Raw genomic sequence first — 24,747 nt, forward strand, 5'->3', positions numbered from 1 at the left:
GACTACGAGTTCCCCTCTGGACTCAGGCGTTACGGAACGGGTCGGCCGCGGCCTGGTCGATCTCGTGGTACCGGGACATCGCCGTGACGATGCCTTCTTCGGCGGCGGAGTACTGGTCGAGCAGGTTCTGCAGCGCGGCGGCGTAGGAGTCGCCCCCGCCGTCCGCGCGCTGGACGAACTTCGCGGCCATCGCGTTGCCGACCGGGTTGTCGCCGAGCTTCGGCGGCTGGGCGAGCGTGCCCGCGCCGGCGAGCAGGGCCTCGACGGCGTCCTTGCCCGTGCGGATCTTGTTCAGCACGGCCTGCGCGGCGTCGGGGTCGATCCCGACCTGACCCGCCGCGGCCGCGGCCTTGAAGGCGTTCGCGTCGGCAGCGCTGCTGTTCCCCATCTGCACTCTCTCCCGTTCCCCCGACCCGGTCACCCGCGGGCACGATTGGTCTTCGCATAGGTTAACGCACGTGATCAGAGCCTATGACGCAAACTTCGTGCCCGGGGTTCCGCGGATCCGGTAATTGCGGTGAACGGTCGGTGAACCCCCGCCGGCGGACTACGAGGTGTAGACCTTCGGGTCCAAGGTGCCGATGTAGGGCAGGTCCCGGTACCGCTCGGCGTAGTCGAGGCCGTAGCCGACCACGAACTCGTTGGGGATGTCGAAGCCGATGTACTTCACCGGCACGTCCACCTTCACCGCTTCCGGCTTGCGCAGCAGCGAAACGACCTCGAGCGACGCGGGGTTGCGGCTGGCGAGGTTCTTCAGCAGCCACGACAGCGTCAGGCCGGAGTCGACGATGTCCTCGACGATCAGGACGTCCCGGCCCGCGATGTCGCGGTCGAGGTCCTTGAGGATCCGGACGACGCCGGACGACGACGTCGCCGATCCGTACGAAGAGACGGCCATGAATTCCAGCTGCGTCGGCAGCGGCAGCGCGCGGGCGAAGTCGGTCATGAACATGACCGCGCCCTTCAGGACGCCCACCAGCAGGAGTTCGCCCTGCCCGTTGGCCGGATAGTCGGCGGCGATCTGCTCCGACAGCTCCGCGATCTTGTCCTTGATCTGCTGCTCGGTGACGAGCACGGAGGCGATTTCGCCCTCGTACACGGGTCATTCTCCTCGTGTGGTGGGTTGGGAGGTGAGGCAGAGCCTGCCACGGCACCGGCTCGCCTCCAAGTTGCCGGGCAACCACACGCCGCCCTGACCACGCCACCGGGCGACGAGGTCGTCGACCGCGCGGAGGTGCGCGTCGGTGAGCTCGCGCACACCCGATTGCAGCAACCACCTGCGAAGAACCCGCCGCCGCAGTGCCGCGGGCTCGGCCCCGAGGACGCCGGCGTCCAGCCCTTCGGCGCCGCCCGCGCGGGTGAAGATCATGTCCGCCATTGTGTCCAGCGCCTCATTGTCTTCACGCAGTTGCGCCGCCGTCCGGGCGAGCGCGGCGGCGACTCCGCCGTTGAGGACGTCCTCCAGCAACGGCAGGACCTCGGTGCGCAGCCGCACGCGCGTGAACCGCGGTTCGGCGTTGTGCGGGTCGTCCCACGGCTCGACGCCGAGCTCGGCGCACGCGGCCCGGGTGGTCGCGCGGCCGACGGCGAGCAGCGGGCGGCCCCACGGCGGGTCGTGCGGCCGCATCCCGGCGACGCTGCGCGGGCCGGAGCCGCGGCCCAGCCCGAGCAGGACCGTTTCGGCCTGGTCGTCGAGGGTGTGGCCGAGCAGGACGAGCCCGTGCCCGGAGAGGGTCCGGTAGCGGGCCTTGCGGGCGGCGGCCTCCGGGCCGCCCGGGCCGGTGACGTCGGCCCGGCGCACCTCGGCTTCGTCGGCGCCCAGCGCCTTCGCCGCGGCGGCCGCGTCGGCCGCGACCTTGGCCGAGCCCTCCTGCAGCCCGTGGTCGACGACCAGCGCGCGGACGACGTGCCCGCGGCGGTGCCCGACGTGCGCGGTGGCCTCGGCCAGCGCGAGGGAGTCGGCGCCGCCGGAGACCGCGACGCACAGCTCGGGTGGTGCTTCGACGGTCTCCAGGAAGGCGCGGACGGCCCGCCGGACGGCCGCGACCGCCGGCCCGGTCATCCGTGCAGGCGCCGGACCCACGCCGCCGGGTCGGAGATCTCGGCGCGCGACGGCAGGGTGTTCGGCGACCGCCAGACGGCGTTGAAGCCGTCCATGCCGACGGCGTCCACGACGTGCTTGGTGAACTTCGCGCCTTCTTCGTACTGACGGATCTTCGCGTCGACGCCGAGCAGCGCCCGCAGCAGCCGGTCGAAGACGCCGCCGCCCTTGCGCCGGGCGGTGAACCGCGCGCGGATCTTGTCGACGCTCGGCACGACCTGCGGCCCGACGGCGTCCATCACGTAGTCGGCGTGCCCCTCCAGCAGCGTCGAGAGCGCCAGCAGCCGGTCGAACACCGCGCGTTCCTTCGGCGACTGGAGCAGCTCGGCCAGGTTCAGCTTCGGGCCCTGCTTGATCGCCTCCGGGAGCCGGCCGACCAGGTCGGACAGGCTGTCCGTGCCGCCGCCGGCCAGCCCCGAGACGAGCCGCTCGACCTCGTCGGCGAAGTAGTCGCGCAGCCACTTGACCGCGGTGAACTGGAGCCGGTGGGTGCACTCGTGCAGGCAGACCCAGAGCCGGAAGTCGTGGCCGGGCACGTCCATCGCCTGTTCGGCGGCGACCACGTTCGGCGCGACCAGCAGCAGCGTGCCCGCGCGCTCCGGGCCGCCGAAGGGGTCGTACTGGCCGAGCACGCGGCTGGCGAGGAAGGCGAGCACCAGCCCGGTCTGGACGCCGGCGCCGCCGGCCAGGATCGGCCCCAGCGGCCCGCCCTGCTGCGGCAGCGCGCGCCCGGTCAGCGCGTCCAGCCCGGCCGCGGCCGATCTCACCCAGCCCGGGCGGTCGACCACCTCGCCGGGCAGCAGCGGCAGGTCGAGCCCCAGGTTCGTCAGCTGCCGCACGTGCCCCTCGGCCTTGGCGGTCAGCTCGCGCAGGTCGGTGACGGCCTCCTCGGCCCGTTCCCGCGGCACCTGCGGGCCGCCGCGCACCAGCAAGGCGCCGGTCTGCGCGGCGATCGCCCAGTCGACCATGGGCCGGGTCTGCGTTTCCTGACTCACCCTTCCGACGCTACCTGGCCGGTGCGGGGTTTCCGGCCACGATCTTCGTACGGTTCGGCGTCCGCTAGGCGCAGCCGCACTTGCGGAGGCTCGTCGCGAGGGCGTCGATGGCGTCGCGGCCCGGCTCGGTGTCGGAGCCGTTGGACATGAACGCGAACACCAGCACCCGGCCGTCCTGGTCGAGGACCAGCCCGGCGAGGGTGTTCACCGCGGTGAGCGTGCCGGTCTTGGCCCGCACCCAGCCGCGGCCGGCCTGCGACGCGGCCGTGTCGAACCGCTTGTCGGCGAGGGTGCCCGAGCCGCCCGCGACCGGGAGGCCCGCCAGCACCGGGCGCAGCTTGGCGGTGTTCGGGTCCTTGCCCTCCTGCGCCGCGGCGGCCGCCAGGAGCTGGGTGAGCAGCCGCGCCGGGATCCGGTTCAGCGACGAGATGCCGCTGCCGTCGGACAGCGCGACACCCGAGACGTCGAAGCCGTGGTCCTTCAGGACCTTGATGGTCGCCCGGGCGCCGCCGGCGTAGCTGGCCTCCTCGCCGTTGGCGAGCGCGACCTGCCGGGCGACCGCCTCGGCGAGGACGTCGTCGGACAGCTCCATCAGGTCGGACACCAGCTCGGTCAGCGGGGCCGACTTCACCTCGGCGACCACCTTCGCGTCCTTGGGCGCGGTCGCCTGGCCGCCCGCCGAGGCCCCGAGCTTCGAGGCGATCGACTGGGCGAGCGCGCTGCCCGCGTTCGCCGTGCGCTGCGAGTTGTTGTCCTTGGGGTTGATGCGGCCGCCGTCGGCCATCACGGGCGCCATCTGCGTCGCGTACGTCGACGGCGCGTCGCCCGCTTCCCAGCCGGGCGCGGTCGTCGCGCCCTTGAACAGCGTCAGGTCGACCTGCACCTTCTTGACGCCCGGCACCGCCTTCTTGACCTGCGCGACGAGGTCGTCGACGTGCGCGGCCCCCGGGTACAGCGGGGAGTCGGTGCCCAGGGGCAGGTTGGTGAGGGTCGTGTCGCCGCCGCCGACCAGGATCACCGTGCCGGGGTCCGCGCCCTGCACGATCTTGGTCGGCAGGCGCAGGTTGTGGTCCAGCGAAAGCAGCGCGGCCGCGGACGTGAGCACCTTCGTCGTCGACGCGGGCGTCACCGGCGTCGAGGAGTTGCGGTCCCACAGGACGGTGCCGGTCACCGGGTCGATCACGCTGCCGGTGAGCTGGCCGAGCGCGCCGTTGCCGGCCGCCGAAGCGAGCGCGGCCTTGACGCCGTTCGCGGTCGGCGCCGTCCCGGCGGTGGCCGGACCCTGCAGCTGCCGGGTGGCCACCGGCGGCGACGGCGGGTCGCCCTTGGGCGCGTTCGGCGCCCAAGGCAGGGCCAGCCGGTTCGCCACCTTCGGGGTCGCCGCGGCGACCCCGGCGCCGGCGAGCACCAGGAGGACGACCACGACGAGGGCGATCAGCTTGCCCTTGCGCCGCTTCTTCGGCGGCTCTTCGGCGGCGGGCGGCTCGGCCGGCGTCGGCGGCTGGTCGTTCCGGGGCGGTTCGCTGCGCTGCTGGGGCTGCTGCTGGAAGACGCCGGGGAACGGGGTCGGGCGTTCGATCCCGACGGTCGCCTCGGCGTCGAACCGCTGGCCGTCCGGCTCGATCCGCTGCGGGCGGGCCAGCGAGCCAGCGGACGCCGACGGCACCACCCCGCGCGGCGGCTCCGGCGGCAGCGCGGCCCGGCGGTCGCCCGGTTCGGCCGCCCGGTCGCCGGTGCGGTCCTCGCGCAGCTCGATGCGCTGGCTCCACGGCTGCGGGGCTTCGGGCTCCTCGCGACGCTGTGCGGCCGCGCGGCTCAGCTGCTCTTCACGGCGCTGCTGCTCCTCGCGCCAGTGCTTCAGCTCTTCACGCCACTGCTGCTGCGGCTCTTCCGGCTTCGGCTCCTCCCGGGGCGGCACGTGGCGCTCGACCGGCACCACGGGCACCGGCCCGGACGGCTTCACCTCGATGTACTGGGTGCTTTCCCCGGCCGGCTTCGGCTCGGGCGGCTCGACGTACTGGGTGCTCTCGCCGGCCGACGCGGCCGCCTCGGGCTTGAGCTCGGACTGCTCGACCCGGATGTATTGCGTGCTCTCCTCGGCGGGCTTGGCCGGGGGCTGCGGCTTCTTCGGCTCGCGGCTGCCGAGGCGGTCGGCGAGGTCCTGCTTGGCCGGCGACGGCGGGGGCGGGGGCTCCTCGGCCGGGGCGTTGAGGCCCGGGATCGGCTCGGGCGGGACGTTCGGCGCGAACCACGAGCCCTTGGGCGCCTCACTGCCTGTGAGCTTGGGCACGCCGGGGCTGCCCGCGGCGGCCTCCGGCGGGTCCGGCAGCGCCATCGGAGTGGTCTCCCGCGCGCCGGACGACGAGCGGTCTTCGTCCGACGAAGGCCACATCGGCTGGTCGTTTTCCGGCACCCACCACTCCTTCTCACCTGCCCCGGGAGGGGCCAAGCTCACATGCCGTGTGGCCGACATCGATGCGGCCCCCCGGCAGGGCGTAGTCCACACTAGGAGACGTCAAGAGAGTCATGAAGGTTGCCGCCCGCGATGCGGGTATGCCCGGATCTACAAGAAGCAGCGAGGACGGCGTGGAGTTCGACGTCACGATCGAAATCCCCAAAGGGGAGCGCAACAAGTACGAGGTCGACCACAAGACCGGCCGCATCAAGCTGGACCGGACCCTGTTCACGGCCACGCAGTACCCGGCCGACTACGGGTTCATCGACGACACCCTCGGCCAGGACGGCGACCCGCTCGACGTGCTCGTCCTCGTCCAGGAGCCGACGTTCCCGGGCTGCCTGATCCGCTGCCGCGCGATCGGCATGTTCCGGATGACCGACGAGAAGGGCCCGGACGACAAGGTCCTCGCGGTCCCGACGAACGACCCGCGCCTGGAGCACCTGCGGGACATCCACCACCTGAACGAGTTCCACAAGCTGGAGATCCAGCACTTCTTCGAGGTCTACAAGGACCTCGAGCCCGGCAAGAGCGTCGAAGGCTCGACCTGGGTCGGCCGCACCGAGGCCGAGAACGAGATCGCCCGCTCGTACGAGCGCGAGACCGACCGGCTGGCGAAGGAAGAAGCCAACGGGACCGGTCACTGAGTCCACGAGAAAGGCCCCCTCGGGATCTCCCGAGGGGGCCTTTTTCATGCGGTCAGTGCGTCAGGGCGAGCGCCGCCGGGGCCTCTTCGGCCTCCGCGCGCTGCTCCATCGCCGACTTGTCCGACAGCGGCTTCTCCTTGAGGAACCACACGAGCGCGAAGCCGACGGTCAGCACGATCCCGCCGACCAGGAACACCGTGCTCATCGACTCGGCGAAGCCCTGCAGGATCGGCCGGGCCAGCGTCGGGTCCAGCGTCGACAGGAACGACGTGTCGTTGACGTCCAGGCCGCCCTGCATCTGCTTCGCGAACTCCGGGTGCTGAGCCAGCGCCGCCGTGTAGGCCGGCGTGGTCATCGCCGAGCGGATGGCGTTCGCGATCCGGTCGCCGACCGTGCCGAACAGGATCGACAGGAACACCGCGGTGCCCGCCGTGCCGCCGATCTGCCGGAAGAACGTCGCCGCCGAGGTGGCGACGCCGATGTCCTGCGGGCGGACGTCGTTGGTCGCGGCCAGCACCAGCGTCTGCATCGAGGCGCCGAGGCCGAGGCCGATCACGAAGGCGATCACCATGACCAGGGCCAGCGAGCTGTCGACGGTGATCGTGGACAGCGCGAACAGCGCCGCCGCCATCAGGCCGATCCCGGCCACCGCGAACATCTTGTACCGGCCGGTGGCCGCGATGATCCGGCCGCTGGTCAGGCTGGCGACCATGATGCCGAGCGTCAGCGGGAGCATCTGCAGACCGGCCTGGGTCGGCGTCGCGCCCTTGACGATCTGCAGGTACAGCGGCAGCGACATCATCGCGCCGAACATCCCGGCGCCCTGCACGACGGTGACGATCGTCGACATCCGGAACACCGGCCGCTTGAACAGGCGCAGCGGCAGCAGGGCGGCGTCGCCCATCCGGCGTTCGATCCAGACGAAGGCGGTGACGCCCAGCGCGCCGACGACGTACATCGCGATCGAAGCCGCGGAGCCCCAGCCCCACTCGCGGCCCTGCTCGGCCACGACCAGCAGCGGCACCAGGCCGACGGCCAGCGAGACGGCACCCCAGTAGTCGACCTTCTGGTCCACGCGGGTGTGCGGCAGGTTCAGCACCTTCGTGACGACGACCAGCGCGGCGAGCGCGATCGGGACGTTGACCAGGAAGACCCAGCGCCAGCCGGTGATGCCGGCGAAGGTGTCGATGCCGGCGAAGAACCCGCCGACGACCGGCCCGGCCACGCTCGAGATGCCGAAGACGGCCATGAAGTAGCCCTGGTACTTGCTGCGTTCCCGCGGCGCGGTGATGTCGGTGATGATCGCCAGCGCGAGCGACATCAGGCCACCGGCGCCGAGCCCCTGGAAGGCGCGGAAGGCGGCGAGCTCGTACATCGACGTCGCCATGCCGCTGGCCAGCGAGCCGACCAGGAAGAGCGAGATCGCCGTGAGGTACATGGGCTTGCGGCCGTAGAGGTCGGACAGCTTGCCGTACAGCGGCGTCGAGAGCGTCGCGGTGATCAGGTAGGCGGTGGTGGCCCAGGCCTGCAGGGACAGGCCGTGGAGCTCGTCGGCGATGGTGCGCATCGAGCTCGACACGATGGTCTGGTCGAGCGCGGCGAGGAACATGCCGAGCATCAGCCCGGACAGCACGGTGAGGATCTGGCGGTGAGTCAGTTTGCCGTTCGTAGCGGCTGCTCCTTCCGCCGTGGTGGTGTCGCTCATGGGGTCTCCCTCGAAGTCCGCGTAGTTGCTTGTACCTCTCAACTACTTGCCTGAGCCAAGTATTCCCCGAGAAGCTTGTACCGTGCAATCAAATATTCTGTGACCCCGGTCTCGCACCTCGCTTGACGGCCTTCGCGACCACGGTCACCTCGGCGGACGGCACCTCGAGCCGCGTCACGAAGGCGTAGAGGTCACTGAGGTCGCGGCACCAGACGGCGGCCATCAGGTTCGTCACGCCGGTCGTGGCCAGGGTGCCGTGGACCATCGGGTGACCCGCCAGCGTCCGCCCGACCTCGTCGAGCCGTCCCGGCGGCACGGTCATCCAGACGTTCGCGTCGATCTCGAGGCCCAGCGCGCGGGCGTCGACGTTGGCGTAGGTCCGGATCCGCCCGGCCGCGGCCAGCCGGTCGAGCCGGCGGCGGACGGTCGACTCCGGGGTTTCGGGCGCCAGTTCTCCGGGACCGAGCCGGGCGTCGACGGCGAGGCGGGCGAGCAGCCGCCGGTCGAGTTCGTCGAGCGTGACGTCCACGCCGGGTGGCGGCGGGCTCAGGGCCGCGGCTTCGGCGTCGGTGAGCAAACCGGTGCGCCACTGCGCCGCGTCGGAAAAGACGTGCAGGATCGAGTGTGCGCGCAGCTCGGTGACCGCGGACGTGGCGGGCAGCGCGTCGTGCACCAGCCGTCCGTCGAGCCCGCCGAGCGCGACCGCGCTGATTTCCTCGCCGCCGGCCAGGATGTCGACGAACAGGACGTCGTCGCGCTTGGCCAGGGCGTCGGCGATCACCGGCGTCCGGCCGCGAAGCACCTTCACACGCAGGAGCATCGCGCCCCGCAGGCCGTGCCGGGGATCGGGAACGCAGACGACACCGAGCCGCCCGTCGGCCCTCAGGCGCGCGATCACGCGGGTGACCGTCCGCGGCGAGAGGCCGAGGACTTCGGCGATCCGGCCGGGACCGGCCCGGCCGTCGACCTGCAGGGCCGAAACCACTCGCTGTTCGATTTCGGTCAGAAGCTGCATTGTGCAGTCCGCTTCCGCTCACTCTGCCGGGCTGGAGTACTCGGTCTCGTCGGTCAGCTTAATCCTGGGCGCATGCTGAAACCGGTGATCGACATCGTGGAAACCCTGGCCGCCGGCGTCCGTGCCCCGGACCGGCCACCCGCCTCCCTCGGGGAGCTCGGCGAGATCTTCTCGGCCATCGACGACCCACTGGCCGCGAACCTCCGGGCCGCGCTCACCGGCCTCCGGCCCGGAGCGAAGTGGGCGGGCGAGTTCGACGAGCTCCCCGACGGCGAGGTCTGGGTGGTCGACGCCCTCGACGGCGCCGTCCAGCTCCTCCAGGGCCTCCCGCAGTACTGCCTCACCGTGACGCTCGTCCGCGACGGCGAGCCGGAGCTCGCGGTGCTGCACTCGCCGTGGTTGAAAGAGACCTACGCGGCGCAGCGGGGCGAAGGCGCCGAGCGGAACGGAACACCGATCGAGCCGTCACGGAAGAAGAGCCTCGAAGCAGCCGTCGCCGCGACCAGCCAGCCGCCGTTCATCGCGAAGCAGCCCGGTGTGGCCGAAGCAGCAGGCGCCTCGCTGACCGCAGTACTGCCGAAAGTCGCGGCGGTGCGGAACCTCGGGCCGACGTCCTGGCAGGTCGCCGACGTCGCCGCCGGCCGGCTGGACTTCTTCTGGCAGTACGGCACCGACGCCACCAACCTGGCCGGCGCCGCACTGGTCGCGCGTGCGGCCGGCGCGGTCGTCACCACTTCCGGCGGCGCCCCGTGGACACCGTCGGACGGCAGCTTCGTCGCGGCCGCGCCGGCCCTGCACGCGCTGGTGCTGGACGCGCTGGCTCAGGCGGAGTAGCCCGGGATCGGGAACGGCGCCAGGAACTCGCGGATCTCCGCGGCAATCGTGTCCAGCGCGGCCTCCTCGGCCGCGGCGGCCGCGGTCACCGTGCGGTCGATCCACTCCGCCACCTGCACCTGGTGCTCCGGCTGGAGGCCCCGGGTGGTGATCGCGGACGTGCCGAGCCGGATGCCGGACGGGTCGAACGGCTTGCGCGGGTCGAACGGGACCGTGTTGTAGTTCAGCTCGATGCCCGCGCGGTCGAGGGCCTGCGCCGCCGGCTTGCCCGCGACCGCCTTGTTCGTCAGGTCGATCAGCAGCAGGTGGTTGTCCGTGCCGCCGGAGACCAGGTCGTAGCCCTTCGCCAGCAGCGCGTCGGCCAGCGCCTTCGCGTTGGCGACGATCGTGTGCGCGTACTCGCTGAACGACGGCTGCTGCGCTTCCCCGAGCGCGACCGCGATCGCGGCGGTCGTGTGGTTGTGCGGGCCGCCCTGCAGACCCGGGAACACCGCCTTGTCGACGGCCTTCGCGTGGTCGGCGTCGGACAGGATCATCGCGCCGCGCGGGCCGCGCAGGGTCTTGTGCGTGGTCGTCGTGATCACCTGCGCGTGCCCGACCGGCGAGGGGTGCGCGCCCCCCGCGACCAGGCCGGCGATGTGCGCGATGTCGGCGACGAGCACCGCGTCGACCTCGCGGGCGATCTCGGCGAACGCCGGGAAGTCGATCGTGCGCGGGATCGCCGTGCCGCCGGCGAAGATCAGCTTCGGCCGGTGCTGGCGGGCGAGGTCGCGGACCTGGTCGAGGTCGACACGGCCGGTCTCCTTGGCGACGCCGTAGCGCACCGGGGTGAACCACTTGCCGGTCGCGGACACGCTCCAGCCGTGCGTGAGGTGGCCGCCGTCGGGCAGCGCCATGCCGAGCACGGTGTCACCCGGCTGCGCGAACGCGAGGTACACGGCCAGGTTCGCCGGCGACCCGGAGTACGGCTGGACGTTCGCGTGGTCGGCGCCGAACACGGCCTTCGCCCGCTCGATCGCCAGCTGCTCGACCTGGTCGATGAACTGCTGGCCCTCGTAGTAGCGCTTGCCCGCGTAGCCCTCGGAGTACTTGTTGGTGAGCACGCTCCCGGTGGCCTCGAGCACGGCCTGCGAGACGTAGTTCTCCGACGCGATCAGGCGGATCTTGTCGTGCTGGCGCTTCGCTTCGTCCTCGACGAGCCCGGCGATGGCGGGGTCGGCGGCGGCGAGTGCGTTCAGTTTCGGCTGGTGTGTCATGGCGTACTCCGGCTCTGGAGTGGCCTTCACCCAGGCGCGCGGTGCCGGCCTCGTCGTCGCTTCCCGGTGGTGCTCCACCTCGATGGCGCCAGTCGCTGCTGCGGGAAACAGCCTAGTCCACGCCGCGGCCGGCCCGGCGGTGTTCGGCGCACCACTTGCGGGTGCAGCCGGACGTGCGGTCGCAGAACGGCCGCGCGCAGGTCGCGCAGCGCTTCACCCGCCGCCAGCCGCCGACGGTCACCAGCTCCGCCAGGCCCGCCGCACCCGCGGCCAGCTCGCCGGTCTCCGCGAACGGCGTCACGTACACGATCCGCCATCCCACGCCGGTGTCGACGAGCCGCGGCCGCGCCCCGGCCTCCGCCAGCACGGCGTTGAGGCGGCGCGCGGCCGCGGGTTCGTCGGGCAGCTGCGCGGCGATGCCGCACAACTGCGGGTTTCCCTGGCGCAGCAACCGTTCCGCGACCCCGAGCTCGGGGTCGAGCGCATGGAACGGCGGCACGACCGCGTGCTTGCGCACCTCAGTCGACGACCACGACGCCCATGGACCGGGCGGTGCCGGCGATCGTGCGCATCGCCGCCTCGACGTCGGAGGTGTTGAGGTCCGGCAGCTTGCGCTCGGCGATCTCGCGCAGCTGCTGCGTGGTCAGCTTCCCGGCGACCTCGTGCCCGGGCCGCGACGAACCCTTGTCCCCCAACGCCTTCTTGATGAGGAACGACGTCGGGGGCGTCTTGAGCCGGAGCGCGAAGGAGCGGTCCTCGAACACCGAGACGACCACCGGCACGATGTCGCCGCGCTGGCCCGCCGTGGCCGCGTCGTAGGCTTTCTTGACCTCGACGAGGTTGATCCCGGTCTGCCCCAGCATCTTGCCGAGGTCGACGACCGGGGCGTTGCCCGCGGTGAGCTCGAGGGTGACCTGGTGGGTGAGTTTCTTCGAAGCCATGCCCCGAAGCTAGAGTCTCCAGTTACTGGAGGGTCAACTTCAATCCAGTGCCTCGACGCCGGCCTTGTGCCGCTTCGCCAGGTCCTGGTAGACGGCCGCGTTGTGCTCGACCCACAGCCGCGCGGAGTCGGTCAGCGGGACGAACTTCTTCGCCGGGCTGCCCATCGCGACCACCTCGGACGGCACCTCGGTACCCGGCGTCACGGTGGCCCCGGCCGCGACCAGCGTCCGCTCGCCGATCTTGGCGTCGTCCAGCACGGTCGAGCCGTTCCCGATCAGCGCCTGCTCGCCGACCGTGCAGTCGTGCACCAGGCACTGGTGGCCGACGGTGACGTTCCGGCCGATCTCGCAGACCTTGCCGACGTTGACGTGCACGACCGAGTTGTCCTGGATGTTCGCGCCCTCCCGGACGACGATCTTGCCGAAGTCGGCGCGCAGGACGGCGCCGTACCAGACGGAGGCGTCCTTCTCGACGACGACGTCGCCGATGAGGGTGGCGGTGGGGGCGATCCAGGCGTCCGGGTGGACCTGCGGGCTGCGCCCTTCGAACGAGAACAGAGGCATGCCCGCACCCTAGACCGCGCGGGCCCCCTTCCCCGGCCGAGCGGGGAAGGGGGCCGTTCGCAGGCCGCGGCCGGGGCTGCTGGGGGTCAGCCGGTGATCGCGGCGTTGATCAGGATGTCCACGGCCTGGTCGTTGCGCGTGGTCTGCGGGCCGATCTGGGTGTCGCGCGGGTAGAAGCCCGGGCTGCTGCCCTTCGGGTACATCTCGAAGGTGAAGCTCCAGATCTTGTGCGTCGCCCACATCCAGTCGTTGACGCTGCCGTCGGTGATGTAGAGGTCGCTGGACTGCTCCGGCGTATAGCCGTTGGTCGCGGCCATCTGCCGGCCGAGCGACTGGAACTTCTGCGCCTCGGCCGCGGTCAGGCCGGGCGCGGTGTCGGCGTAGGTGTAGCCGAACGGCCAGAGCACCAGCTCGGAGTAGGTGTGGAAGTCGATGTGCGTCTTGATCTGCTGGACGCCGCCGACGACCCGCGAGTTCACCCAGTTCGAGACCGCGCGGGTCTCGGGTGCGGAGAACGCCGCCGTGCCGCGGTAGGTCTCACTGGACGTCTGGCCCGACGAGCCGCCGCAGCAGCCCCACTTGTAGCCCCAGTTGCGGTTGGTGTCGGTGCCGGGGCCCTGGCGGTTCTTGCGCCAGCTGTGGAACGTGCCGCCGGAGATGTCGTACTCGGAGCCGTCCGGGTTGACGCTGGGGAGCACCCAGATCTCGGTGCTGTCGACCAGCCGCTTGATCGCGTTGTTGGTGGCGTACCCGCTGGTCAGGCGGTCGACGATGTGGAGGCACATCTCGGTGGTGAGGTGCTCGCGCGCGTGCTGGTTGCAGGTGAAGAGGACCTCGGGCTCGTTCTCGTCGGTGGCGGCGTTGTCGCTGATCTTGATGAGCGACAGGGCACGGCCTTCGTACGAGTTCCCGGCGCTGCCGAGCTTGGTCAGCGACGGGTGGTTCGCGACGGCTTTCTGCAGCTCGGTCTGCGTTTCCGCGTAGGTGTGGTAGCCGGTGTAGCCGGCCGGGAAGTCGAGGACGGCCGCGGTCCCCTGCGGCCGGTTGACCTTGCCGAGCGCCTTGACGCCGAAGCCGTGCGCGCGCAGCTGGGCGGCTTCGCCGGGGTTGGCGATGACGGTGGTCGTAGCGCCGTCGGCGTCGAGGATGTCCGCGCCGGTCCGCGCTATTGCAGTGCGCTGCTGGGCGGTGGCGGCACCGGTCACCTCGTACACCTGCGGGCCGTCGGGCTGGGCGGCCCCGGCCTGGCCGCCGGTGGTGAGCACCAAGAGGGCGGCCGCGGCCGCTGCCATGCACGTTCGTGTGCGCATCACGTCTCCTGCTCTCGGGGGTTCCTCGACCTTGGCGGGAGCCGGACGTAGCGCACAATCCGGAGCAGTACGGATCTATTGGCCGTTTCTACCCGTAGTTCGCGAAGCAGAGCGCCTCGATGTCGGCACGCAGCGTGGCGAACGGCCGCGGGCGCACCCGCTGCTGGACGACCGTGCCCAGCAGGTACGACAGGAGCGCGCGGGCCCGGGCGCGCGGGTCGTCGACGTCGAGCGGGGCGAGGAGCTCGGCGAGCAGCTCGGTGAGCGAGGTCAGCATGACGTCGATGGCCTGCGGGTGCTGCGCGCGTCCGGCGGCGATCCAGTACTCGAACCAGAGGAAGGCGGCGTTCGGGTTCGCGGCGAAGACGCTCAGGTACTCCTCGAGGACGGCGAAGAGCCGCTCGCGGGGTTCGTCGTGCTTCGCGGCGACCTCGCGCAGGCCCGCGGCGAAGGCGGTGATGTGCGCCGCCATCGCCCGATCGATGAGGACGTCGATGTCGGCGAAGTAGTAGTGGATCGCGCTCTTGGTGAGCGGGCCGGCGTCGGCGATGGCCCGGACGGTGCACCCGGCGAGCCCGTCGCGGGCGAGCACGATGCGGGCGGCTTCGACGATCTGTTCCTGCTTGGCCAGCTGGTTCGGCGAGAGCTGCTCGCTGCGGCCGGGGACTGCGCTCACGGTGATTCTCGTTACCTTCTTCCTGGACGCCGGACCCCAAACCCTAGGGCAGACGTCCTGTGGGTGGCTTTCGGGTGAAAAACCGGATTGGCCACCCCGGTCCGCGCAGCGGACAATGCCCGGCATGGTGATCTCAGGGGACAAGGGGCTCAGCCCGGCTGCGCGCAGCCAGCTGGAGAAGGAAATCGCGAACTTGCGCGCGCAGCGGGAAGCCCTCGCGCCGCAACCCGGCGAGCAGGAACGCACCGGGGACGCGGCGGACCAGGCGGACGTGATCGACCGGGCGGAGGCCGCGGCCCGCCTCGACCGCCAGATCGCCGACCTGGCGGCCAAGATGGAGCACGGCGGCTACGGCAACAGCCAGCTCCCGGACGGCACGGTCGTCTCCCTGCGCTTCTCCGACGGAGACGAAGAGACGTTCCAGGTGGTGACGGTCCCGGGCGAGGACGCGGACGCGATCACCTCGGACAGCCCCCTGGGCCTGGCCCTGGTCGGCGCCAAAGCCGGCGACGAGATCACCTATCGAACCCCCCGCGGCGACGCCACGGCCACGGTGGTGAAGCTGACCCCGCCGAAGTAGGCAGGTCGCCGTCCGAGGGGCCCAGGCCCTTCGGACGGCCTCAGGCCTGCACCGGGTAGTGGAGGACGACGGCACCACCGGTGGCGTAGCTGGCCACATCGGCGGCGACCCGCAGGCCTTGCGGAGACTCCCTCGCGGCGGTCATCGCCGCGGCATCGGCGAAGTCGGCTTCGAAGATCGCGAAGTACGGAGACGGCCCCTGCGTCGCGGCCACGTCGAAGCTGTACCGCCACGCGAGCAGCCCGGGCATCTGAGCGACCAGCGGCAGGTGGTGGGTCACGTAGTACTCGCGGAAGTGCGCGGGATCGGCGGGTTCGGGATACAGGACCACCATCTTGTGCAAGAGAACCTCCATCCAGCGGCCGCTCACTTGGACCCGCACCAGACGAGTCAGGCCCCACCCGAGATGTCTCGGACGGGGCCTGATTTCCCTGAGCCGCCTAGGGGAATCGAACCCCTGACCTATTCATTACGAGCGGAATTCGTCACTTCTCGACCTTGGCCGTGGGGCTCTGACCTGCACATCCACCGTCCCCGAACGTCCGCGTAGGTCCAGGATTAGTCACCCCGATTGTCACCCAGTTAGTCACCCACCAAATGGTCCTCCCCGGAGGCTGCCAGTTAAGGCAAGGTGATCCAGTGAGCCTCTTGAACGTCCGCTACCAGCCGCTTCCCCCGCACACGAACGAGCGAGAGTTGGCCGACTTGGCCTGGTAGCCGCCCAGTTGGCAGCGAGTTCGAGGTGGAAGATCCCAAGGGAAGCCGGACCGGCGGTCGGCGGGTCGATCGTGAGCGTGCGCGCGTCCACCGCAGCTACCTGCATGCACCAGGATGGTTAACGTGCAGACGTGACCGACATGACCGCACGCGGCTGAGCAGGGCGGATGACCAGGTTCACGCAGTGTCGACTTGCGCATGCATGCACCAGGATGGTTAATGTGTAGACACGAGCAGACATGAGCAGACCTGAGTCGACATGGCTGCACGTAGCCGGACAGGGCGGAAACGCCCCCCTCCTGGTTGCCGCCAGGCGGGGAGCGTCTCCCTTCGGCAGGGTTATTACGGCTGGGTGAGGTGCAGCAGCTCCGCCACGAGACGGCATGCACCGCCCAAGAAGTTCAAGATCGGGCCGTACCAGCGGACAGCGTCCCCTGGTAGCGGCCCTTTCTTCGCTCCGGGCATTTCTCACCCCCTTCGGGATACCGTCTCAAGGCGAAACGGAGCCCTTGGGGCCACACCGACCCCAAGTTGGGGCCTGCCGGTTTCCAGAGACTACTTGTAGGGGTGTGTGCGCGCAGGGGACCCAAAGGGTGGCGTGTCGTGGGCTTGCGCCCGTCGATGTTGCCAGCACAGCACACCAGAGCCAGGCGTGTAATCACAAGACTACCCACTGCTCCCTCTGCGTGGATTTTCCTGGCGTTCATCACGGGTTGTTAGCATGGCTCAACTCGTTGGCACACCCGGCAACTCGCCTGAACCGGGTTGAACACCAAGACTCCCGCCGGTCTCACCTGGCTCGCCGCGACTGCCAGTCAGCCCGCCTGGCGTCCTGAGCGGCTTCCAAGCTGGCTTGCGATCCCACTTAGCGCGATCACTTACGCCTGCCGTCACACAAAAGGTGACTCATCACTGGAGTCGAATCCACTACAATCAACGGATGACAAGACAGTTCAAGTCAATTATTGACCTTCTAGATTCCTTCTTTGGTGGTCCCTGGACCCCGGATAGTGTTGACAAGTTGTCAACCGACGAGCTCCACTCGCTCGCCATAGACGTAGACGACTATTACTACAGCCATAAGCTTCCCGATCTAGAGCCCGACGTCGTCCGCTCCTATAGCGGCGGCGCCGCATTCGTCGCAAATATTCAGCGGCCTTTCACCACTAGTTCCGAGATGAGAAAGATCTCACAATCACAACTCCTCCCTTTTGCGCATTCTGCAGCATTGTACGTGGATCAAATCGTTGTAAACTGCCCACTTGATACTTGGATATTTAATTACCGCGACTTCCTTGCACCAGGATCTTTTCGGAGCACAAACGGATTGGAAATAATGCCCTTTGGCTTTGGGCAGCACTACGGAGCAGGGTTCCACAACTCCGACGAAGACACTAATCGCGAGCAGATAAAAGCAGCCTTGTACCGACTGGAGGTCCTTGAACCCGGGATCCGCAGCGGCTGGATCCTGACGGTCCCACACCTGCGAATCTGGAAGACAGCAAAAGAGTCGATTCGAACACAGGTCCGTAAGGACACAATGAACCCGTCGCTAGTTGAAACCCTCTCATCAGAGTTTGACATACCACCGGCGCACAATGACTTTATTCGAGGCCTAAGTGTTGTCGGAGGAGACGGCGTCGTCCCTCAGGATCACGCTCGGTCCGTCGTCGAAAGCCCAATGATCTATTTCAATAGCACACTCGCCGTTGCTGGCGAAACCGATTCACGCTTCCTGCCAACCGTCGATTCCGACTTCAGTCTCCTTCGCCAGCGCGTCACGGATGCAGCGAAGTTAAACAAGGAGCTCCGCGACGGAGTCGCAGTAGGCAGCCTTAGACGAGTCCTTCTACCCACCTTCGACGATCTAACCTTTGAGCGAATCTGCAGCATTCGCGAATCGGAAGCTTCCTTCAGTGAATGGAGAACACAGATTCGCGAACTCATTGACGGCAACACGACTCTTCGAGAGGACGACATGAGCGCATTTGAAGAGATAGTAGACGATAAGATCAAGCAGCGAGTGGCAAAAATTGAGTCTGATATCGAAAAGTCCAACACGCTTCGCGGAGCGCTTGAATCAGCAAAACCAAGTAAGCTTGACCTTGGACTGGCCGCCGCAGTTTGGGCAATTCCCCCGCAAGGTTCGATCCTCAAGTTGATTGCAGGCGTTGGCGCACCAATACTAAGGGCTGCCCTGAAATCAGTATCAAGTCGACAGAACTCTGCGCAGTCCGTGGTTATGGAGATCAGGAAACTCTCTTCACCCTAATTTTTGCAACTAGATTCACGAAATCCTCCGCAAGAAGCGTCGACCTCAATTCAAGTAAACTATTAACTATGAAGAGTTGACTACAACGTTACTCCGCGCGCCCATCACCGATAACACTGCATGCCGTATCACAAGAAGTAATATCATGCAATTTTGATTAATCCCATTCGGTCTGCCATGCCGCGGACCTCACGGGCTACGCCTTCGCGTCGAGCGCGGGCGAGCATTGTTGAGATGATCTCCCGGACGAACGGGTTCGTCCGCGTGCGGATACGTCCCAACTTTTCTGCCTTAACCAGCAAAGCCAGCACTTCCTCATCAGGTCGGCGGATGCCGTAGAGCGCGCGGGCGCGCTCAATCAGGAACGTGGTGCGACGCGAGTCGATAGTCAGCTCGGCCGGATCAACGGTCGCAGCCAGCCGAGCGGCCTCGGCGTGGTCGCCGCGTTCAAGGGCTGATGAAATGCGCCAGAGCACCACGTTGGCCGGACTGAACAGCAGGAAGTTCCGGTTACCGTACTCGACGTGCTCGGCCAGGCCGGCGGCTTCGTCGAGCGCCGCCGTGGCGTCGCCGCCCAGGACGGATTCGGTGTAGCCGGTCGTGAGGGTGAGCGCGCCACGGACGTCGTAGGCATCTGCCGGCACGTAGTCCAGCGCTCGCTCGGCGAGCTTGGACGCCCGCTTGTGAGCGCCGAGGCCGGACAGGGCCTGGGTGCGCGCGAACTCCGCGAGAGCAATCCAGCCGGGTTCGCCGAGCCGCTGCGCTGCCTCGTGGCCGCGGTCAGCGGCGATCCAGGCCAGCTCGAACGCCCCCAAGCCCTTCGTGAGCAGGGCCGTGGTGTGGGTGGCGGTGACGAGCGAGCGGAGCGCGTCCGGCTTGTCGACGTGGGTGTGCAAGGCCAGCAGCAGCTCGGGCAGCCGGGCGCCCACCTCGGCGTCCTGGTTCGCCTGCCGCAGGGCTGCGACCAGCTGCGTCTCGGACAGCAGCTGGACGAGGTCGCCGATCGGCGGCTCGGTGCCGTCGAGGTCGGTGCTCAGCAGGGCGTCGCGGATGGCGGGGATGGCGGAGTCGGCCTGCGGGTCCCGGATCTCCAGCCCGTCGCCGGTGATGTCAGAGAGGCTGACGCGGAGCGCGCCGGCGATCGCGACCAAGGTTGAGCGCTTGTCAATCGCTGTGCGCTCGTTTTCGATCTTGGACAGGTAGCCCTTCGACAAGCCGGACAGGCCGGCGAGCTGTTCGAGGGACAGACCACGCCAACGGCGAAGCCGACGGATCGTGATGCCGATCGAGTCCATGCGCCTCAGGATACAGACTTGGGTTTCCCAGCAGGAAACGTTTGTGACCTGCATCTTTGTACGGTCACTAACTATGCGTGATCGACGACGTACGCGACAGAGCACCGAGGGTGTGGACCAGCTCGGCAGTCCGGCACACGTCGAGGTCGAGGTGCGGCATGACGACCGGATCGCGCTGACCAGCTCGACGCCTCCCGGCGAACCAATCCTGTTCACCGCCGAGGCGGCCGCGCAACTTCGGAACCAGCTGGGTGACGCCCTGACTGTCTCGCTGCGCGACGCTCGCACAGCTCGGGGGTGCAAGGCGCCATGACCGCGGAGCACTTCGACGACCGACCGACGTTCCGGTGTGGCGCGTCGCTGTTCAACTCGGGTGGTCAGCGGCTCAACGACATCAATCTTGATACCTACCAGCCTCCGAAGACGCACGCGGACATGACCGATGCCGACTGGGAGCAGGCTGCCGCCGCGGTCCGGGCGTTCGACGTCGAGCGAGGGCTTCGATGACTGCCTTGGACGACGGCCCGATGACAGGCACCGACTTCTGGGAGTGGCACGAGTTCACGGGCGGCGACGGGTGGGCTCACCTGTACCTGGACTCGGAGATGACCAATCCGCGGCTGTTCATGCTGCTGCCCTGGTGCTTGACCGACGTCCGCTTCCCGCTGGAACATGACCGGCCCAGCATCAGCCGGCGCCGGGTGATCCCCAGGCCGGGTCGGGTGTGTCCCGTCTGCGCGGCCCAGAACGAGCACCGGCGGATCGGGGTGCCCCGTGCACGCTCGTGATCGCGGACTGCTCGCTGCGCTCTCGAAGGTCAATTCCAAGATCGGAAGTGTGACGGTCGAGCTGCTGACCCTCCAGCCGGACGACGCCGCCTACGCCGCCGGCCTGCGCACCCTCGGCCGCCAACTCGTCCACATCGGCGTCGCCCTCACCCGCCGCGCCAGCCAACTCGATCCATCTGCCCTGCTCAATGCACCTGACACAGAAACCCACGACCGAACGGAGCGGTCTGAACCGTGACCGAAACTGCCCTCCGACCAGCCGTCATCGCCCTGGCCGGCGGCCTGCGCAAAGCCCGCAACGAGCGCGGCATCGGCCTGCGCCGGCTCGCCGACATGATCGGCGTCTACCCCGCGCACCGCAGGACACGATCGTGGCCCACATCCTCGGTGTCCTGCGAGCACCACGCGATGTGCGCGAACACCTCCTCGACCTCGCCCGCCGATCCCACGACCCTGACCTAATCGACCGCACCGGACGTGCCGAGAACTACCTGCGCACCGCCTTCGAACAGCGATCCACCCGCGTGACCGAGTGGTCGCCAACCCTCATCCCCGAGGTCCTGCAGACCGCCGAGTACGCCCGCGCCTTGCGGGACACCGGCCTGGTCGACCCGGAGGCCGCCGACGTGGGCTGTCTTCTCCGGACCGCACGTCAGCTCGCCCTGTCCGACGAGCCGGGCCCGCCGCACACGTTCCTGATCGGCGAGGCTGCCACGCGCCCCGACGCTTGCAACGCCGATGTCCTCCGCGAGCAACTCGACCAACTGCGCACCTGGGGGAGAAGGCCGCGGATCAACCTGCGGATCATCCCCACCGCCGACTGCCCGCCCGGCCTGGTCGAACCGTTCACCCTCTACGAACGCCGCGGCGGCGCCCTCGCCGTCGGGCTGCGCCACCAGCACGGCGCCGTGTACTCCACCCACCAAGCCACCTTGGCGACCTATGAGAAGGCCGCCCGAGCACTACGACGCCACGCCACAGAGAACGCGTGGCCCTAAGCCCCGGCCGGCGCGTCCTGACCTCCCTCCAGGCGGCGCGCCGGCTGGGCCTCACGCCCCGATTCGCCGAGCACACGTTCCTGCCGAAGCTCTAGCCTGGCCAAGGCACCCCGATAGAGGAGTCTGATGACATCGACGAAGGCTTACACGACGGAGCGGACACAAGCTGTCTTCGAGGCAGCGTGCGCCTTCGCCGGGCTGGATGCGACCGACGCGAAGCGAGTCCGGTTCGGGGAGAACGCCATCTACCGCTTGGCCGACGGCTCCGCCGTGGTGCGCGTCGGCCGCTCCATCCCGGCCGCCACGAAGGAAGTGCTCGTCGCCGGGTGGCTTGCCGAGAACCGGTTCCCCGCTGCGACGGTGCTCGAAGGCAACGAACAGCCCTTCGTCGAGGACGGGCTACCCGTCACTTTCTGGAATTGCCTGGAAGAGGACGACACCCCGATCACCCCGGCCGAGTTCGGGAAACTACTGCATGACCTGCATGCACTTCCCCACCCAACGGACTTCCGGTTGCCGGCCTTCTCGCCGATGCCGAAGGTCGAGCCACGTCTACAAGCCCTGAAGGGCAAGCTGCCCGAGGCGGACCTGGACTTCCTGCGCGACCGGTACGAAGAGCTCTCCGAGAGGTTCCAAGATCTTGAGTTCCCGCTTCCCGCCGGCCCGGTGCACGGCGACGCCCACCCCGGCAACGTCATGCGCTCCCCCGACGGAACGCTGAACCTGATCGACTTCGAGGACTTCGCCTACGGACCGCGCGAGTGGGACGCGGCCGTGCTCTCCGTCCGCCACCAGGCGTTCGGCTGGGCCTCCGAAGCCGAGTACGACTCGTACACGGCGGCCTACGGCTTCGACCCGATCGACTGGCCAGGCTTCCCCGTGGTCAGGGCAACACGAGAGCTGAACATGACCATGTGGCTTTCGCAGACCGTCGACGAGTCCGCCGAGGTCAAAGCCGAGGTCGAGAAGCGGATCAGCGACCTACGCGACGACCAGGCGCCCCGACACTGGAAGGTTTTCTGACGGCAGGTGGATGTTGGCGAAGTCGAGGAACTCCTTCACCAACGGGTCGCCGGCATGCCCGCCCAGCCGCCCGCGGAAGTCGTCGAGGTACGAGATCACCCGGAACGACTTCAGCTTCGCCGCGGTCTCGACGACCGACCTGGCCACGTCCAACGCCTCTTCGAGGTTCCCGCCTTGCAGGTGCGACGTGGCCAGCACGGTCCGGCAGAACGAGAGGCTGCGGACGTAAGTCGACTCCGAGGCGGCGATCGACGCGGCCGCGTGGTGGTTCGCCAACTCGGCATTCCCGATGTCGCGGAAGCAGTGCGCGAACTCGGCGTGTAGCTCGGCCTCGTCGAAGTAGTGGATCCACTCGGGGTCGTTCTCCCGGATGCCCTGGCAGTGCCACCGTTCAGCCGTGAGCAGCGCGGCCGTGACGTCCTCTGCCCGGCCGAGGGACGCAAGCGCCCTGGCCTCCATCGCGTGGAACAGCGCCATCGTGGTCGGAGTGGCGTAGCCGTTCGCACCCTTGTACGCGGCGCGCGCCAGGTCGACCGCCCGTTGGAAGTGCCCGAGGAAGTTCGCCTGGTGCGACATGCCCGCGAGGATTCGACCGCAGAGCGCCTTGTCGCCGGCTGCCTTGGCCAGGCGGAACGCCTGAGTCAGGTACCGCTGCGCGAGGCCGTGCGCGCCCGTGTCATAGGCCGTCCAGCCGGCGAGCCGCGTCAGGGCAGCGACCTCGCGGAAGTACTCCCGCCCAACCGGGTCGTGCGGAGACACGTGCCTGATGTTCGGCAGGATCTCCTGGTCGAGGAACGAGGCGACGAGCGACTTCGGCCGGCCGCCGCCGTACTTGTAGTCGAAGCTGCTGAACATCGCGGTTGCCTCGCGGACCGCCTCGACATCCACGAGGGTGATCGAGCGCGGCTCGGACGGCGGCCGCGAGCCTTCGTCGTCGGAGTCGGTCAGCCACCGGACGAGCAGGCCGCTCCAGGCCTCCGGCACGACAGCCAGCGGGCCAACCCGCTTCGGCGTCCGCAACTCGAGTTCGGTGATCGCGCCCAGCGCGACCAGGCTGTGGGCGACCTCCTCCGGGTACTCCAGGCCGACGTCATCCGAGGTGGTCTCGGACGCTGCTGCGAAGCCGATCTCATCGAGGCCGACAGGCCGGCCGAGCAATTCGCCGAGGACGGCGGCGATCAGCTGGCAGGTGCGCGGGTGCGGCTTCGTGCCGTCGAGCCAGCGCTTGACCGACACGTGGTCCGCGCTGACCAGCTCGCCGCCGTCTCTCTGGCTGCGTTCGCGCACCCGGCGGGCGAACCCCTTGTTCGTCGCCCCCGCCTGTCGCATAACCGCAGCTAGAAGTGCGTTCGGCTGCTTCCCCTTGTCGACCACCGGTACCTCCGAAGGTCATTAAAGCACCCCCCGTGCACCCCCCACGTGCAAAAACGCACCCCCACGTGCACACTGCTGCACCCCCGCCCCTGCGCGGTTTCCTGAATTCATCAGCGACAACGCCGGATCGAAAACCCCGATCCGGACCGGCCTCCAGGGCCTGTCGCAGAACGAAAGGAGACCGCGATGGCGAAGAACAACTTCCCGGTTATGAAGAGTGGGGGCGGCCTGGTCGGCAAGGCGATCGGCCTGGTCATCGGACTCGCGATCGTCGTGCTGATCGTCAAGTATCCGGCCGACTCGGCGACGTGGGCCAGCGGAGCCGCGCACGGCATCGGCGCGGTGATCGACGGCGTCGTGCAGTTCCTCCGCGCCCTGTTCGGCTAGTTCTCCCCCAGCTTCCGCTCGATCTCGCCGAGACGCTTCCTGATCTCGGCAATGGCCTGCCAGACCCGCTCGTCTCCCGAGGCCTCGGAGCGAACCGCGGAGTCGCCTTCGGCCGGCTGGGTACGGACGAATGAACCCTTGCCGTGCCGGATGACCACCAGGCCCTCTTCCCTGAGGTGGGCAACGGCGCTCTTGGCCGTGTTCACCGCCACCCCCCAGGAATCGGCCAGTTCCTGGTAGGTCGGCAGCTGCGCCCCGGGGGCGTACTCCCCCGACAGGATCGCGGCCCGGAGACCACCGGCTACTTGCAAGAACGGCGCACGCGGGTCGTCCGGGTTCAGGGATGCCATACCACCAGCGTAGGCCAAGTCAGTTGGCTAAGTCAGTTCTCCCATGTCAGTTGACAGAGTTAATAGACAGGACTTACGTTGAGTTCCGGCCGACACCGGCCGCTCCCGAGCGGGAGACCTACAAGTCGTTGGAGTTCACACCAATGGATGACCTCGTTCCTTTGCCCAGCTACGCGCCGGACGGACTGACCGAGTCGGACATCGACGCGATGATCGCCGAGTACTTCGTGACTGCTCACGACCAGGAAGCGGCGAGCACCAGCCCGGCGCCGAGCACGGACCGGGCCGCGACGCATCGACACGTCCGGCGCATCAGCCGCCAGAACGTCAGCTCGGCCCTCCGGGGCCGGTCGGACAGCCCCGGCGCGGCCGCTTGAAGCCGCCCCGGCCCGGCGCACGGAACCGCCAAGAACCACCCGCCGGACCGGGCTTCTCCCAACCACTTCCAAGCCAGTCAGGAGAAC

General features: G+C 68.8%; 30 protein-coding genes. 13 read left to right on the plus strand and 17 right to left on the minus strand.

The annotated features are described in order from the left end of the window. Positions 1-22: 22 nt before the first annotated feature. The 5 genes from H5965_RS09405 to dacB form a co-directional block, all read right to left on the minus strand. Complete coding sequence (locus H5965_RS09405; protein WP_310969078.1) at positions 23-388, minus strand: hypothetical protein; 366 nt, start codon at positions 386-388, stop codon at positions 23-25. A gap of 159 nt (positions 389-547) precedes the next feature. After that, the gene (gene hpt / locus H5965_RS09410; RefSeq protein ID WP_125308269.1) at positions 548-1,099 is read right to left on the minus strand and encodes a hypoxanthine phosphoribosyltransferase; all 552 of its coding nucleotides are present in this window, start codon (positions 1,097-1,099) and stop codon (positions 548-550) included. Positions 1,100-1,102: 3 nt separating this feature from the next. Beyond that, positions 1,103-2,062: a tRNA lysidine(34) synthetase TilS gene (gene tilS / locus H5965_RS09415; RefSeq protein WP_310969079.1), complete on the minus strand. Its 960-nt coding sequence runs from the start codon at positions 2,060-2,062 to the stop codon at positions 1,103-1,105. Further along, positions 2,059-3,069, minus strand: a complete 1,011-nt coding sequence (locus tag H5965_RS09420; protein ID WP_310969672.1) for a zinc-dependent metalloprotease — start codon at positions 3,067-3,069, stop codon at positions 2,059-2,061. The genes tilS and H5965_RS09420 overlap by 4 nt, the downstream gene beginning before the upstream one ends. Positions 3,070-3,160: 91 nt before the next feature. Further along, on the minus strand, positions 3,161-5,509 hold the full coding sequence (gene dacB / locus H5965_RS09425) for a D-alanyl-D-alanine carboxypeptidase/D-alanyl-D-alanine-endopeptidase (RefSeq protein WP_310969081.1): 2,349 nt from the start codon (positions 5,507-5,509) through the stop codon (positions 3,161-3,163). A gap of 173 nt (positions 5,510-5,682) precedes the next feature. Between dacB and H5965_RS09430 the strand changes: the two genes are divergently transcribed. Next, positions 5,683-6,198 carry an inorganic diphosphatase gene (locus H5965_RS09430; protein ID WP_310969083.1) on the plus strand — a complete coding sequence of 172 codons (516 nt, stop codon included), beginning with the start codon at positions 5,683-5,685 and terminating at the stop codon, positions 6,196-6,198. Between the two features lie 52 nt (positions 6,199-6,250). Here H5965_RS09430 and H5965_RS09435 read toward each other — a convergent pair whose 3' ends face one another. Together H5965_RS09435 and H5965_RS09440 are read right to left on the minus strand one after the other, a co-directional pair. After that, entirely contained in the window at positions 6,251-7,903 is a 1,653-nt protein-coding gene (locus H5965_RS09435) for an MDR family MFS transporter (protein WP_310969085.1), read from the minus strand. A gap of 88 nt (positions 7,904-7,991) precedes the next feature. Further along, the gene (locus tag H5965_RS09440) at positions 7,992-8,918 is read right to left on the minus strand and encodes an Lrp/AsnC family transcriptional regulator (protein ID WP_310969087.1); all 927 of its coding nucleotides are present in this window, start codon (positions 8,916-8,918) and stop codon (positions 7,992-7,994) included. Between the two features lie 72 nt (positions 8,919-8,990). Between H5965_RS09440 and H5965_RS09445 the strand changes: the two genes are divergently transcribed. Further along, positions 8,991-9,752, plus strand: coding sequence for an inositol monophosphatase family protein (locus H5965_RS09445; protein ID WP_310969089.1), 762 nt, complete (start codon positions 8,991-8,993; stop codon positions 9,750-9,752). Here the strand turns inward: H5965_RS09445 and glyA are convergent. The 6 genes from glyA to H5965_RS09475 form a co-directional block, all read right to left on the minus strand. Beyond that, a complete protein-coding gene (glyA, locus tag H5965_RS09450) occupies positions 9,740-11,008 on the minus strand; it encodes a serine hydroxymethyltransferase (RefSeq protein WP_310969091.1) in 1,269 nt (422 codons plus the stop codon). The two genes, H5965_RS09445 and glyA, sit on opposite strands and share 13 nt — an antisense overlap. 112 nt (positions 11,009-11,120) lie before the next feature. Next, a complete protein-coding gene (locus H5965_RS09455) occupies positions 11,121-11,525 on the minus strand; it encodes an ABATE domain-containing protein (RefSeq protein ID WP_310969092.1) in 405 nt (134 codons plus the stop codon). A 1-nt stretch (position 11,526) separates the two neighbouring features. Continuing rightward, entirely contained in the window at positions 11,527-11,949 is a 423-nt protein-coding gene (gene rplK, locus H5965_RS09460; protein WP_310969094.1) for a 50S ribosomal protein L11, read from the minus strand. 39 nt (positions 11,950-11,988) lie between these two features. Continuing rightward, entirely contained in the window at positions 11,989-12,513 is a 525-nt protein-coding gene (locus H5965_RS09465; protein WP_310969096.1) for a gamma carbonic anhydrase family protein, read from the minus strand. An 86-nt stretch (positions 12,514-12,599) separates the two neighbouring features. Then, complete coding sequence (locus H5965_RS09470) at positions 12,600-13,805, minus strand: M14 family metallopeptidase (protein ID WP_310969673.1); 1,206 nt, start codon at positions 13,803-13,805, stop codon at positions 12,600-12,602. A gap of 106 nt (positions 13,806-13,911) precedes the next feature. Continuing rightward, positions 13,912-14,499, minus strand: a complete 588-nt coding sequence (locus H5965_RS09475; protein ID WP_310969097.1) for a TetR family transcriptional regulator — start codon at positions 14,497-14,499, stop codon at positions 13,912-13,914. Between the two features lie 124 nt (positions 14,500-14,623). Between H5965_RS09475 and H5965_RS09480 the strand changes: the two genes are divergently transcribed. Continuing rightward, entirely contained in the window at positions 14,624-15,079 is a 456-nt protein-coding gene (locus tag H5965_RS09480; protein ID WP_310969099.1) for a GreA/GreB family elongation factor, read from the plus strand. Between the two features lie 40 nt (positions 15,080-15,119). Here H5965_RS09480 and H5965_RS09485 read toward each other — a convergent pair whose 3' ends face one another. Next, a complete protein-coding gene (locus H5965_RS09485) occupies positions 15,120-15,422 on the minus strand; it encodes an EthD family reductase (protein ID WP_396136882.1) in 303 nt (100 codons plus the stop codon). A 1,314-nt stretch (positions 15,423-16,736) separates the two neighbouring features. Here H5965_RS09485 and H5965_RS09490 point away from each other — a divergent pair. Beyond that, a complete protein-coding gene (locus H5965_RS09490; protein WP_310969100.1) occupies positions 16,737-18,068 on the plus strand; it encodes a hypothetical protein in 1,332 nt (443 codons plus the stop codon). Positions 18,069-18,211: 143 nt separating this feature from the next. Here the strand turns inward: H5965_RS09490 and H5965_RS09495 are convergent, their stop codons facing one another. Next, a complete protein-coding gene (locus tag H5965_RS09495) occupies positions 18,212-19,363 on the minus strand; it encodes a helix-turn-helix transcriptional regulator (RefSeq protein ID WP_310969101.1) in 1,152 nt (383 codons plus the stop codon). A gap of 112 nt (positions 19,364-19,475) precedes the next feature. Between H5965_RS09495 and H5965_RS09500 the strand changes: the two genes are divergently transcribed. The 7 genes from H5965_RS09500 to H5965_RS09530 all read left to right on the plus strand — a co-directional run bounded on the left by H5965_RS09500 (position 19,476) and on the right by H5965_RS09530 (position 22,172). Beyond that, positions 19,476-19,676 carry a hypothetical protein gene (locus H5965_RS09500; protein WP_310969103.1) on the plus strand — a complete coding sequence of 67 codons (201 nt, stop codon included), beginning with the start codon at positions 19,476-19,478 and terminating at the stop codon, positions 19,674-19,676. After that, positions 19,673-19,870, plus strand: coding sequence for a hypothetical protein (locus H5965_RS09505; protein WP_310969105.1), 198 nt, complete (start codon positions 19,673-19,675; stop codon positions 19,868-19,870). The genes H5965_RS09500 and H5965_RS09505 overlap by 4 nt, the downstream gene beginning before the upstream one ends. Further along, positions 19,867-20,151 carry a hypothetical protein gene (locus H5965_RS09510; RefSeq protein WP_310969106.1) on the plus strand — a complete coding sequence of 95 codons (285 nt, stop codon included), beginning with the start codon at positions 19,867-19,869 and terminating at the stop codon, positions 20,149-20,151. The genes H5965_RS09505 and H5965_RS09510 overlap by 4 nt, the downstream gene beginning before the upstream one ends. 49 nt (positions 20,152-20,200) lie before the next feature. Then, on the plus strand, positions 20,201-20,389 hold the full coding sequence (locus H5965_RS09515) for a hypothetical protein (protein WP_310969107.1): 189 nt from the start codon (positions 20,201-20,203) through the stop codon (positions 20,387-20,389). After that, on the plus strand, positions 20,386-20,613 hold the full coding sequence (locus H5965_RS09520) for a hypothetical protein (protein WP_310969109.1): 228 nt from the start codon (positions 20,386-20,388) through the stop codon (positions 20,611-20,613). Before H5965_RS09515 ends, H5965_RS09520 begins: the two co-directional genes overlap by 4 nt. Positions 20,614-20,675: 62 nt before the next feature. Next, entirely contained in the window at positions 20,676-21,149 is a 474-nt protein-coding gene (locus H5965_RS09525; RefSeq protein WP_310969110.1) for a DUF5753 domain-containing protein, read from the plus strand. A 126-nt stretch (positions 21,150-21,275) separates the two neighbouring features. Beyond that, a complete protein-coding gene (locus H5965_RS09530; protein WP_310969111.1) occupies positions 21,276-22,172 on the plus strand; it encodes an aminoglycoside phosphotransferase family protein in 897 nt (298 codons plus the stop codon). On the opposite strand, the gene H5965_RS09535 is transcribed toward H5965_RS09530, so the two are convergent. Beyond that, positions 22,131-23,501, minus strand: coding sequence for a hypothetical protein (locus H5965_RS09535; protein WP_310969112.1), 1,371 nt, complete (start codon positions 23,499-23,501; stop codon positions 22,131-22,133). The two genes, H5965_RS09530 and H5965_RS09535, sit on opposite strands and share 42 nt — an antisense overlap. A gap of 231 nt (positions 23,502-23,732) precedes the next feature. Here H5965_RS09535 and H5965_RS09540 point away from each other — a divergent pair, with 231 nt between their 5' ends. Then, complete coding sequence (locus H5965_RS09540; RefSeq protein ID WP_310969113.1) at positions 23,733-23,933, plus strand: hypothetical protein; 201 nt, start codon at positions 23,733-23,735, stop codon at positions 23,931-23,933. Here the strand turns inward: H5965_RS09540 and H5965_RS09545 are convergent. Then, complete coding sequence (locus tag H5965_RS09545) at positions 23,930-24,283, minus strand: GntR family transcriptional regulator (RefSeq protein ID WP_284745092.1); 354 nt, start codon at positions 24,281-24,283, stop codon at positions 23,930-23,932. The genes H5965_RS09540 and H5965_RS09545 overlap by 4 nt on opposite strands. Positions 24,284-24,444: 161 nt before the next feature. Here H5965_RS09545 and H5965_RS09550 point away from each other — a divergent pair, with 161 nt between their 5' ends. Next, on the plus strand, positions 24,445-24,660 hold the full coding sequence (locus H5965_RS09550; protein WP_310969114.1) for a hypothetical protein: 216 nt from the start codon (positions 24,445-24,447) through the stop codon (positions 24,658-24,660). The last annotated feature ends 87 nt before the right edge of the window (positions 24,661-24,747 follow it).

Source organism: Amycolatopsis sp. 505, from assembly GCF_031625235.1.
In the GTDB taxonomy this organism is placed as follows: Bacteria; Actinomycetota; Actinomycetes; order Mycobacteriales; family Pseudonocardiaceae; genus Amycolatopsis.